Below are 12,231 nucleotides of genomic sequence, written 5' to 3' on the forward strand. Positions count from 1 at the left end.
ACAAACCAGAATAATATTGTAATAATTAAAAAAATCGAAATCAAACATAAGAATATTAGACTTTTTGTCATCATATTTTATTCGCTCACACTTTTCATCAAAATCCAGATTAGAAACAAACCAAGTAACTCACTGCAAACAACATAATAGAGTAAAAATTCCCCATCAGGATCGTTTACTATAAAATCATAGTTTTCTGGACTAACAAACTTAAGTAAGAATATGAAAAAAAACGGTAAACTAGCAACTATTTTTGCCGACATACGAGCTTCAGAAGTATGTGCGGCGGTTTTCTTTTCTATAGCTCGGGAATTAAACATCAATCTATTAAGATTGCTTATGACTACTTTCAGTTGTCCACCTTTGCTTGCATTTACTTTTAGTGATATTACAAAAAAATAGAAAGATGGGTATGGGAAGCGTTTAAGAGACTTATCTAATATTGACTCTAACGATTCACCGGTTTTTAACCTTTCTCCCATTAACTTGAACTCTTTTCCGACATTGTTATCAAAACTATCTCCCACATATACAATAGCTGAGTTAATACTTTCTCCAGCACTTACGGCACTAGCTAAAAGACCTAATGCATCAGGAAAATCATCATCGAATTGTTTTCTTTCTCGCTTCTGTAACCAAAAATATCCTAATAACAAAGAGATTGAAAGCATAGTAGGAACAAATAATATTGGTTCAGCCTTAAAGAAAACCTCGTTAATCATATAACTAGTTAATACGAAAAAGGAAATATAAATATATATTTTTAATTTCGCATTTTTACCCAGTTGATCAATTACACGCGTCAACAAATTTTCAAATAATTTTCGAGAAATCTTATTCGAAGAATTATTTATATTAAGCGCTTGCCTTTCATCAGCTAGTTCATTAGTTAAATTAAGTGAATCCATTAAAGTCAGATAGTTATGCTGATTTTGTTTTTTGGATGGCCAATATATCAAAAGCAATACCAACCCACCGATCAACATTGAAAGCCAATAGAGCATTAATGTTCTCCAGCCTTAAATGCAAGTTCGATTTGCTCTTCTAAGCCGAAAAATTTAGATTTTTCTGTCAATATTGAGCGTTGCATGACACCATTAGATTTAAAAGTACCAGTAATTTTTCCTGATATTTTTTGGTTGCTTGGTTCAAAGCTAAACATTTCCTCTAAAATGACACTCTCGCCTTCTAGGCCCATAACCTCAGTGATACTCAAGACTTTTCTACTGCCATCATGAAGTCGACTAACTTGTACAATAATATCAACGGCACTAACTATAGCCCTTCTAATTGCAGTTAAGGGTAAGTTACTTGTGGCCATCGTAACCATAGCTTCAACTCGAGCAATCGCATCCTTCGGGCTATTCGCATGCAATGTTGACATGGAACCATCATGCCCAGTGTTCATCGCTTGTAACATTTCAAAGGCTTCACCACCACGACACTCACCCATAATGATCCTGTCTGGTCTCATACGCAAAGAGTTAATGACTAAATCTCTTTGCGAGACTCCCCCTGTACCTTCAATTCCTGCAACACGAGTTTCTAAACGGACGACATGAGGTTGCTGTAATTGAAGTTCAGCCGCATCTTCGATCGTTACTATACGTTCTTCTTTACCTATATATTGAGACAAAGCGTTTAACATTGTCGTTTTTCCTGAGCCGGTACCTCCTGAAATTAAAATATTCAGACGACAATGAGAAGCTATCATTAGGATCTTTGCCATTTCAGGGCTCATAGAGCCAAACTCAATAAGGTCTTCGAGTTTAATGTTTTCTTTCTTAAATTTACGAATGGAAATTGAGGTACCATCAATAGCTAATGGTGGTATAACAATATTTATTCGACTACCATCAGGTAGGCGAGCGTCACACATCGGTGAGCTATCATCAATACGCCTACCAACTCTTCCAGCTATTCTCTTTGCTATTTGAAGTAACTGTTCCTCGTTAATAAAACTCGAAAAAGATTTTTCAACTATCCCTTCTCGTTCAACAAATACCTGATCACAACCATTAATCATAATGTCGCTAATCGAATCATCTTCCATCAATTTTTGCAACGGACCTAACCCTTGCAATTCATCAACTAAACTCCGTACATATTCTTGCTTCACAGCCATCGACACAGAAAAATTGTTATTTTCTATTAAAATGTCTACAGCGTTATTGAGTTGCCTAGTTAAATCTTCTTTTGATAAGGAATTAACAACTTCGGCATCCAAAGCATCAAATATCTGTTTTCGAATCGTGACATAAATATTTTTTTTAAAAGCCATTAACTGCGCCTCCTAAAAAACCTACCCATCATCGATGGTTTTATATTCTTTTCCTGTTCGCCAAGTAACAACGACGTAAGGTTATTTAAGTTTCTACTAATCGGCAGTTTTGACTGAAATAAATGCTGTTCACCTTCTAGAACGATTCCACCGAACTTAACTTCATGTGGGATAACTATGTCTATATCTATGTTTAGAAAATTATTTATCTCTTCTTTGGATATGGTGGCGGAATTAGCAGGCATTGTATAATTCAAAACAAAAACACAACGAGTTTTTGAATCAATATCATTGATCGACTGCAAAGTTCTCTTTGCCTCTCTTGCGCTAGATACTGTTGGTTCAAGTACCACAACAATTATGTCATTCTGCTCTGATATGTACTTTAGATCATTTTTAGAACATGACGATCGGGAAAAATCCTCAATGATAAAATTGTACTCAGTTGCCAAAATGTTAGACAATGATCGAACATAAGTTTTTAGGGCAGGTTCATCGATATCATTAGACTCAATAGCTAACACAGATAACATATCGTCTAATTTCTTTATCATACTGTTAGCGTAACTTATATCTAGATCTGCTGTTAACACCTCTGTAGAAACTATTTTCTTTTGAAAATCTTTATCAAAAAGGAATATATCGATATTCCCCCCAAAATAATCATGGTCAACTACCAAGCAAGAGCTTTTTTTAACTTTAGATAGTTCCTGTGCAATTTCAGCGGTTAACATGGTTGTTCCTACACCACCTTTTGTTCCCCATAACGCTATTCTTTTGGCTGTTCTATCTTTCCCCAAACCACTTTTTCTATGCCTATTTTCATATACATTTTTAACAAAATAGATTAATTCCCGTTTAGAAATAGGCCATAAGATATAATAGAAGCCTATTTGCTTAAGGTGACGAATAGTTGAGATTGCATCTTCATTTCCAATAACAATTACAGACGTGTCATTTGGCAATAAATGGCTAATTCTTTCCATGTTACTAACAACATCAAAGGTGGTAGTAAGCTCTACTATTACAAGCTCAAATTCAGAGTTCTGAACGAAATCCTTAATATTGCTGTCTGAATTGTCAACTATTGTGGGTAGCGGGATGCCTTCAAAACGAAATGCTTCTGTGACTAACTCGATACATTCAGTTGTTTGGCGAAACAGCACTGTCGAAGCAAGCCCTGCTACGTTGCTTTCTTTTTGTGAATCATCGTTACTTTTTATAATTCCGACTAAATCAATCATTTCAATTACCATCCAATTATCTTGAGCTAAGCATCTTTTCAGGGTTTACCATTGATTGCCATCTAGAGTTTTCAGCGTAACACCCAATATTTTCGTAACCAAAACGCTCGACCGACTCATATTTGCAAACTAACGGCACAACCAAATACTGTTTGTGTTTTATTGACAAATCGAATTCTTCATCTAGATTGGGGTTGAATTTTATTTTTACTAGCTTATTATTCACGCCATTTTTAATCATGTATGATACAGAAAACAATGCAAGTTGTTTACCTTGTCGGCTAGACCAAGATATTTCACTCCCTTTCTCAACAAACACATTTAAATGTTGGTCTATAAAAGTCGATATTTCACGTTTAGAATTATTCAAAGTTGTTATTTTAAATGGCGTTTGATATTCAACAGGGACAATTTCGATAGCACTTCCTTGTCTTTCTTGTACTTTTTCAGTGCACCCTGATAATATTAATAAAATTACAATAGAAACACTTTTAATCCTAAATAACCTTATCATTTCTGAAATCCCCCAGTAGATAAAATTTCATTAGCCCAGATTTTATCAGCTTCATCATAACCACCTTCAATAGCAAAGAAGCGTTCCAATGTCGTTCTTTTTTTCATTGTAGGTAATTGAATTTTGTTGGGTTCAACCGGTTTAACTAGGTTAACAGTGGCGACAATAATTAATTCGGTTTTATTTCGCTTAGTCCCTGAATTTCTAAACAATGCCCCTAGTATTGGAATATCACCGATATAAGGTATTTTACTTATCGATTCTTGATCCTCGGTGTTTAATAAACCACCTAATACAAAACTTTTACCGTCTGCTAATTGCACAGTGGTTCTTGCACGGCGTGTCTTTAAAGCTGGAACATCATATAGATCGCTAGTATATTGAACATCTAAAGAACTAACTTCGGGCATCAGCGTCAATGTTATTTTATCGTCATCATAGACTTTTGCAGCCAAATCTAACCTTACACCAAATTCCTTATAGTCTACATTTGTAGAGCCATCAACTACGGTTACTACTGGTAATTCTCCACCAACAAGAAAACTGGCAGTTTCTCCAGAGATAACCGAAAGATTTGGTTCCGCTAATATTTGCCCAACACTATCATTTCCAACCGCTGTAATAACCGAAACGATATCAGATGCACTAAAACTTTTTAGCTTATTAACGAAAACACCTGAACTGCGACCAGGACTGCTATATGAAACGCCAAAATTTTCTAAAAATGAATGAGATACTTCAGCAATAGAGAGTTTTACATTAACTTGCTTAACAACCGAAACCTCGATATGATTTACAATACCATTAAAATAAAGACGTTCTAACGACTTTATTTCAATATTATCAATATTATCAGCTTCCAACTCTAACTTATACTCTTCCTTCTTTTTGTCTAAAAGAGTACCTACTAATTCATTAATTTTGTCTTTTTCTTCTTCAGTTGAAACGATACCTGAAAGGACAACTTGCTTGCCTATATTAGTTACAAGCACTCCAGACTTAGGAAATAAGAGCTGAATTTGCTGTTGGATATAATCAAGATTGGGGTTGACTAATAACTTTCTTGAAGCTAATACTTTCCCCTCAGAGCCATAGATAGCCAATGACGCATGACCTAACTCTTTACCAAACACAACAACCTTTCTTTCATCAATAACTTGATAATCGGCAACACTAGGATCCGAAATAAAGACAGATTGAATATCAGAATTAACGTTAATTGTTTTCATATCACCTTTCGACAGATTAGTAATGCTATTTGCGCATGACATACTGGAAAATGCGACAATAAAAGGTAAGATTATCCAGCTAAATTTTAGCCTAAGCATATAAAACCCTTAATTAATTGTTATATCATTAGCTCTAAACTCTACAATCGATTTAAAGCCAGGTAATACGTCACTTGCATCTGCCTGTAGGTCTGATTTCTCATAATCACCTATTGACTTTTGAACTTCTAATTTTGATATTTCTTTGGCAATCGTCAGCTTAGATACTTGTTTTCGAGTCAGTTCAACTACAATGTTGACATCAAACGCTTCCTCAACAGCATCAAAAGTATCAAGGTTTGTTGATGCTAATTTGATCTTTTCAACTTGAAGAACTTTAACAGCCATGACTATAGGCGTTACAGAAATTGAGTAGTTACGGTTTGATTCAGTTTCAACTAACAGGGTATTGGGAGTCGATATAGCAATAACATCAACTACACTTCCTGCTGTTATGATTCCCCCAACAACTGAACCCGATTCAACTCTAATAGCAAATGGGACTCTATTTTTTGCAACGACAAGCTCTGCATAACCGTCTTGGTTAGGAGCTTTTAAGAATTCAGGAAAAATGATTGATGATACGGAGATATCTTTTGTATAAGCACTGTTAGGTATAAAATCTAACGAGAACTCATTAGAAACACCTTTAGAAAAGGCTTCACTTTCTGTTAGTGTTTGTAAATCAAATTGACTTCGATCGACTATCTGCCCTTTCTTAACATCTTGATTTAAAGTCCAGACTAAATAGGTAGCTTCGTTAACATTAGCCTGTAAGTTACTTTGATTATTTTCTAGTTTTTGCGCTATGTTTCCCGCTAATCCATACAATCCAAAAATGATCAATAATAACGACATCATTAATAACAATTTTTTCTTCATTTAGTTTCCTATTGAATAGATAGGCTTGAAGCTAAAACACCTAAAATACCACCAATGCAAATAGGCACTCCATATGGGATGCCCCTTTTTCTGATCTTTGAATTACCTGTTAACAACATATAAACAAGATACCCCGCAGCCATAATCCCACCTAAAACTAATACTAGTAATATCGTTGGCAACATAAATTCAGGTGTTATCACCAAAGCAAACGCAGCTAAAACTTTGGTATCTCCGGCGCCTAGTAACGAAAAAAAATTTAGTAATACACCAATCAGAATAATTCCGATTGCACTTCCTACAGACAATATCGAACCATAAGTTAGAAATAGTGGTATTGTACTAAAAGTCACAAAGCAAACCGATAGATTAGATATTCGTCTATACCTTACGTCCGAGTAAATGATGTAAATTGAAGTTGTGGCCAGGATAACCAGCCACAAAATTTCGACACGAAACAATTCCTACTTTCTTAATGCTGAATTGATTGTGGTGAACTTAGCTAATAGCGCATCGCCAATATTTGTCACCATACCTAAGATAACGACAGAAATTAACGCTGCAATTAAACCATATTCGATTGCTGTTACACCTTCTTCATTCTTTTTGAATTCTTCAATTGCAAGTTGCGCATTAATCCACAGTTTAGTGATCATGTAAAAACTCCTACGTATTTTAATGGTTAGATTTTCAAAAGACGAAATCAGTATTGATCAGACGTCTTGTATAAGTCGGTTAAACAATAGTTGCCCAACATCATATAATCAAGTAACAACGCATTAATTCTCGATAACAAAAAAGATAATAAAACATTGTTCAAAACGTTTTTCTTTGTATTTTTACAACAATTGCCACACTTTGCCCCCACAAAAGTGATTGACAAATAAAAATAACCGAAGAAAACCGACGGTAATAAATTAATAAAGTATTTATTTTTTTATACAAACCGACACAAGTCGTCACAATCAAACCAGATCATGAATCTCAGCCCAATTATTCAAAACGAATAATTGTGATGCATATCACATAATTGTGAACTACTGAGCTACAGAGTAAAGTTTGGAGGAGTTCCCCTTGGGATGTTGATTTTTTAAGAAAAATAAGTTTCATTTTTTCGAAACACATGCGGTAACAATAGATCATGACTCCAACTTGCTTTTATGTATGATTCAATGCAATTAAATCCACAACCTCCGTTCTAATCAGCTCCCCCTCTTGTAACTGATCCGCACCAGAAGTTTTGGACACTGAGTTAAGTGAGTACAATTACTAACGAGGTGGACAATGACAACTAAGAAAATACGAATCAAACATGCTCCTGAATTTAAAGCCGAAGCGCTTAAGTTAGCAGAGAAAGTCGGTGTCGCTGCTGCCGCTCGACAACTATCGTTATATGAATCTCAAATCTATGGATGGCGTAAAGCCGTCAAAAAAGACGCGAAAATTAGCGATAGAGAAAGAGAGCTCGCCACTGATAAAGCCAAGCCCAAACGATTATTAGCAGAGCAAGCTGAAGAGCTAGATATCGTAAAAAAGGCCGCCACCTACTTCGCGAAAAATCTAAAGTAGATTGCTATGAGTTTATGCTCGAACACCTGATGCAATATAGGATTGTTCGTATGGCTAAGGTGTTCGGGGTTTCTCGAAGTGGGTTTTATTATTGGATTGATAACCGTCATAAAGTCACTCAACGAAATGAGCACCGCAAGCAGCTTGATAACAAAGTTCGAGAAGTCTTTGATGATAAAAAGGAACGCGACGGTGCAAGGCGCATTCAAAAAGAACTTGAGGCAAATGGTAATAAGCACGATGTAAAAACAATTGCCGCGATCATGAAACGCCAGAGCTTAGTCGCAAAGGCCGCCCGTACGACAGACAGTAAGCATAGGCTTCCTGTTGCCCCGAACTTGCTTGAGCAAGATTTTAATGCGACAGCACCGAACCAAAAGTGGGCTGGAAATATTACCTATCTAGCGACAAGTGAAGGTTGGATGTATTTAGCGGTTGTTATCGACTTGTACTCACGGCAAGTCGTTGGTTGGTCAATGAGCACCAGAATGACCGCAACTCTGGTCTGTGATGCACTATCAATGGCATTGTTCCGCAGAGGCATACCAGAAGACGTGATTATCCATAGTGATAGAGGTAGCCAATATTGCTCAAAAGACTATCGAGATTTAATCGCAGCTCATAATCTAAAACAAAGCATGAGTAGGAAGGGGAATTGTTGGGATAACGCCTGTGTTGAAAGCTTTTTTCACTCAATGAAAGTAGAAGCTGTCCAATACGAGCCGATAATGACCGGAGAAGAGATGCGCCAAGCGGTTTTTGAATACATTGAAGTTGATTATAATCGAACAAGAAGGCACAGTGCTCTTGGGTACCTAAGCCCAGTTAACTTTGAAAAACAACATGTCGCTTAATGCGGTGCCCAGTCTAACTGGAGCAGATCAATTTTCTCAGGCTTTGGTTAGTGAAAAGCCCTTTTGTTAAGAAAAACACTAATCTAATCCATTTGTATTGCTGATCTTTCTCATGATTCATAAAATCAAAAGTTAACTCTTACACACCAATAAGAGCCTGTTTGACCAAGTTTCAACTATAGATGATTTAGCCTAAACGAGGCCTGTGAGGGAGAGTGATTTTTAGTCTAAAGTGAACAAATATAGGATATTTTAGAAGCGTTTCTTGACGGACTTACGAATAACAAACTATAGTCAATTTAGTAAGTCAACAATTAGCAAATTTAGTTTGTGTTATGATTAGGTTATTGATATCAGGTTATTTAACGAATGAATATCGGAGTTTCTAGGGTTCAAATCCCTATCCCTCCACCACCATTAGAAAGCCCGCTGAAAAATCAGCGGGCTTTTTTCTTATCTGCGATATACATAAATGAAAAAGAGAAGAGCACTGACGTGCTCTTCTCTTTTTTGTTTGCCCAGCGAAGCTGGCAAACCCGTTAGGTTGAAAGAAACCTGAATCACCCCGACTGAGGGGAAGATAATCCGAATCGCAAGGGCGTTGCTGGCTAACGGCAGGGTCTGAAGGAAGCGATAGGAAGTTAACAGTACACAACGCAAGTAAACCTGCTTCGGCAGTATAGGTGGGTAAGCGTCCGAAATAGCGCGAAGCCCTATACTCAGTCAGACCTATGCTGTGCTTGAGGGTGGCATTGTTAACAGGGAGCCAGTGCAGTAACTGGGGAAGCCTGACACCACATCCAAAGTCTGGAAGCACAAACTCGAAGCGAAAGCTAAGAGCTGTGTTGGTGCGAGGTGGCAGATGAATCCGTAGTAGTGAGTAAGGCTAAGCCCGAGAAGCCCAGTAATGGTGTGGAGGAGAAAACTTAGCTGACCATCAGCATCAAGTCTGATGGAGCACTGAAATGCCAAAAGCACTCAGTGCTGCGAAGGGAGGAAGTACACTTTAAGTCTGTGATGAACAGATGTTTTTTTTCAGTGATACCCAAACCGAATCGCTATCGGGGTATTCCTAGTTTGGTTGATTGTGGAAGCAAGATACTGAGCTAAGAAACCGTATAGGGGAGTAACTCTGACACACTTCAGTAAATTGCCATTGAGCTAGAAGGCTGAATAGCAGAGAGAAATAACACCCACACTGGACATGAAACACTTGTCCCCACACAGCACACAACCCAAGGAGAGAAAGTGCGAGTTTATTACAGTTTATATGGTCATCTGCTCAACAAAGAGAGGCTGTATAAAGGGTTTAAAAGGTAAAGAAAGCGAAAGGCGCGGCTGGAATAGATGAGCAGAGCCTGAGCGACTACGCCGAAAATCTGAGTGATAACCTCGATCAACTCCTCTCTGAAACCTCAAAACCAAGCAATACAAACCTCAGCCAGTCAAACGAGTAGAGATACCCAAAGAAGACGGAGGGGTACGATTGCTTGGGATCCCAACCGTTAGGGACAGAGTTGTCCAACAAGCACTCAATGATATCCTCACCCCCATCTTCGAAGAGCAATTTCACCCATCAAGTTTTGGGTATAGACCGAATCGAAGTTGTCACGATGCAATCAACAAATCCACGATGTTTATCCGCCGATACGGATTACAGCACGTCGTAGATATGGACTTGTCGAAGTGCTTTGACAAACTCGACCATGAGTTGATCCTCAAGAGCATCAGAAGGCGAGTCACAGATAGCAGCGTGTTAGAGCTGATAAAACAGTTTCTGAAAAGTGGCGTGATGATAGACGGTAGTTGGCAGGAGACAGAGCTAGGAAGTCCACAAGGTGGTGTTATCAGTCCTTTGATTGCCAATATCTACCTTGATGCGTTCGATCAGGAAATGCGAAAGCGTGACCATAGGCTCGTTCGTTATGCGGATGACATACTCATCTTTTGTCGTAGCAAGGCAGGAGCAGAGAATGCCCTTGCACAAGCGACGAAGATCCTAGAAGGAGAGCTTAAACTCACAGTGAATCAGACGAAATCACATATAGCGCACAGCCGTGATGGCGTGAAGTTCTTAGGTGTAGAAATCGGGAGTCAATTTACCCGCATTCAAACTAAGAAACTGAAAGGGTTCAAAAGTAAGTTAAAGCGACTGACAAAGCGAGGTGCGGTAAGCCACTTGAGCAAGTCATAAAAGCTTTAAACCCAGTGTTAAGAGGGTTCAGTCAATACTTCAGGATCACCAATAGCAGCAGAGAGTTCTCAAGGTTAGCAGGGTGGCTACGAAGAAGACTTCGTAGTATCCAGTTGAAACTTTGGAAGAAGCCTCAACGGTTACACCGAAGGTTAAAACAGTTAGGGTATAAGCCGCCGTTCCAACATATCTCAATGACAAGTTGGGTCAGTGCAGCGAGTCCCCTATCAAGCTATGCGATGCCAAATCAATGGTTTAATGACCAAGGGTTGGTAAATCTTGGAACAATAAGGACAGGGCATGTGTTCAGCCAATATGCTGAATGGAAGTGTGCATGAGCCGTATACGAGGTCCGTACGTACGGTTCTGTGAGAGGGATGAGGCGGTAACGCCTCACCCTACTCGATGTATTGAAACCAACGACTATTAGTCAGTTAAATACTTTCCTTCTGCAACTTGCCAGAACGCTCTAATTAGAGCGTTATCTAACTGTGCTCGCTTGCAGCAAACACCCAATTCAAACGGTTTGATGGGCTCTATCTTTAAACGGTCGACCTTATCTCTTACTGGACTGTTGTTAATCACTACATCTGGGGCAATACCAACCCCGCAACCAAGGGCAACCATACTGACGATCGCTTCATGACCAGATACCTGAGCGTAAATATTGGGTTTTATCTTCATCTTTTTAAACCATGCGTTCGCACGTTCTCGCGCAGTCCCTGCTTCCGGAATGATAAAAGGCACTTCATTCCAGTTTGGTTTATCAGATTGCAGTTGTTGGCTAAAGCTACTCACGCCAGATGGAATGATGACTGACAGTGGAATATCGCTGATGGTCTCGAATTCTAACCTTGAAGGAAGGATATCTGGCTTTGCTGAAATCGCGATGTCCGCCTCATCGTTTAAGATCTTGTCAATGGATTGAGCTGGATCGCCAGTAGAGAGCTTAAATTCAATATACGGATGAATAGCCCTAAATTCGGTTATGAGTTCAGGTAGGTGACTATAGCTAGCCGTTACTGAGCAAAATATACGGATCTCACCTTTAAGCTCTTGCTCTCCGCCCTTCAGATGAAGGTTATATTGCTGCCATTCTCCCACAATGCTCAATGCTACAGGCAATAGGTGTTTTCCTGCTGGGGTCAGATCAACACTGCGGTTGTCTCTGATAAGCAGTTCTTGCCCTGTTTCCTCTTCAAGCTTTTGTATCTGACGGCTCAGCGCTGAAGGACTGACGTGCATAGCAGCAGCGGTTTTGCTGAAACTCTTGCTGTCACATAAATGTATAAATAATTGTAGAGATTTTATGTTCATGTTCTGCGATCGTTTCCATGTTGCATTTATTGCAATAACTAATTGTGAATATATCACTTTCAGCAACGGAGTGTCTGTTTTAGTATGAAGTTATTCGATAGAGAGATA

10 protein-coding genes and 1 pseudogene are annotated in these 12,231 nt (G+C 38.5%); 2 read left to right on the plus strand and 9 right to left on the minus strand.

What is annotated here, in order from left to right:
* Positions 1 to 77 precede the first annotated feature (77 nt).
* Genes ITG10_RS07980 through ITG10_RS08015 form a run of 8 tightly spaced genes read right to left on the minus strand, consistent with a single transcriptional unit; the run spans position 78 to position 6,845 of the window.
* Positions 78 to 1,004 carry a type II secretion system F family protein gene (locus ITG10_RS07980; RefSeq protein WP_248386782.1) on the minus strand — a complete coding sequence of 309 codons (927 nt, stop codon included), beginning with the start codon at positions 1,002 to 1,004 and terminating at the stop codon, positions 78 to 80.
* Positions 1,004 to 2,281 (minus strand): CpaF family protein, encoded by a 1,278-nt coding sequence (locus tag ITG10_RS07985; protein ID WP_248386784.1) that lies wholly within the window; start codon positions 2,279 to 2,281, stop codon positions 1,004 to 1,006. The genes ITG10_RS07980 and ITG10_RS07985 overlap by 1 nt, the downstream gene beginning before the upstream one ends.
* Positions 2,281 to 3,525, minus strand: coding sequence for a chromosome partitioning protein ParA (locus ITG10_RS07990; protein ID WP_248386785.1), 1,245 nt, complete (start codon positions 3,523 to 3,525; stop codon positions 2,281 to 2,283). The genes ITG10_RS07985 and ITG10_RS07990 overlap by 1 nt, the downstream gene beginning before the upstream one ends.
* Positions 3,526 to 3,541: 16 nt before the next feature.
* Positions 3,542 to 4,039 carry a hypothetical protein gene (locus tag ITG10_RS07995; RefSeq protein ID WP_248386787.1) on the minus strand — a complete coding sequence of 166 codons (498 nt, stop codon included), beginning with the start codon at positions 4,037 to 4,039 and terminating at the stop codon, positions 3,542 to 3,544.
* Positions 4,036 to 5,367 (minus strand): pilus assembly protein N-terminal domain-containing protein, encoded by a 1,332-nt coding sequence (locus tag ITG10_RS08000; protein WP_017630366.1) that lies wholly within the window; start codon positions 5,365 to 5,367, stop codon positions 4,036 to 4,038. Before ITG10_RS08000 ends, ITG10_RS07995 begins: the two co-directional genes overlap by 4 nt.
* 9 nt (positions 5,368 to 5,376) lie before the next feature.
* Complete coding sequence (gene cpaB / locus ITG10_RS08005) at positions 5,377 to 6,189, minus strand: Flp pilus assembly protein CpaB (protein ID WP_248386789.1); 813 nt, start codon at positions 6,187 to 6,189, stop codon at positions 5,377 to 5,379.
* Between the two features lie 8 nt (positions 6,190 to 6,197).
* Positions 6,198 to 6,650, minus strand: a complete 453-nt coding sequence (locus tag ITG10_RS08010; RefSeq protein WP_026084366.1) for a prepilin peptidase — start codon at positions 6,648 to 6,650, stop codon at positions 6,198 to 6,200.
* 3 nt (positions 6,651 to 6,653) lie between these two features.
* Positions 6,654 to 6,845, minus strand: a complete 192-nt coding sequence (locus ITG10_RS08015) for a Flp family type IVb pilin (RefSeq protein WP_017632001.1) — start codon at positions 6,843 to 6,845, stop codon at positions 6,654 to 6,656.
* A 628-nt stretch (positions 6,846 to 7,473) separates the two neighbouring features.
* Here ITG10_RS08015 and ITG10_RS08020 point away from each other — a divergent pair.
* A protein-coding gene (locus ITG10_RS08020; protein WP_128644400.1) for an IS3 family transposase occupies positions 7,474 to 8,612 on the plus strand; the annotation gives its coding sequence in 2 pieces (ribosomal slippage) (positions 7,474 to 7,717 and positions 7,717 to 8,612; 1,140 coding nt in all).
* Positions 8,613 to 9,860: 1,248 nt separating this feature from the next.
* Positions 9,861 to 11,144, plus strand: a pseudogene (gene ltrA / locus ITG10_RS26460) (group II intron reverse transcriptase/maturase).
* Positions 11,145 to 11,232: 88 nt separating this feature from the next.
* Here ltrA and ilvY read toward each other — a convergent pair.
* Positions 11,233 to 12,123: an HTH-type transcriptional activator IlvY gene (ilvY, locus tag ITG10_RS08035; protein ID WP_017631998.1), complete on the minus strand. Its 891-nt coding sequence runs from the start codon at positions 12,121 to 12,123 to the stop codon at positions 11,233 to 11,235.
* Positions 12,124 to 12,231: the final 108 nt, after the last annotated feature.

It is taken from the genome of Vibrio sp. ED004, assembly GCF_023206395.1.
GTDB lineage: Bacteria > Pseudomonadota > Gammaproteobacteria > Enterobacterales > Vibrionaceae > Vibrio.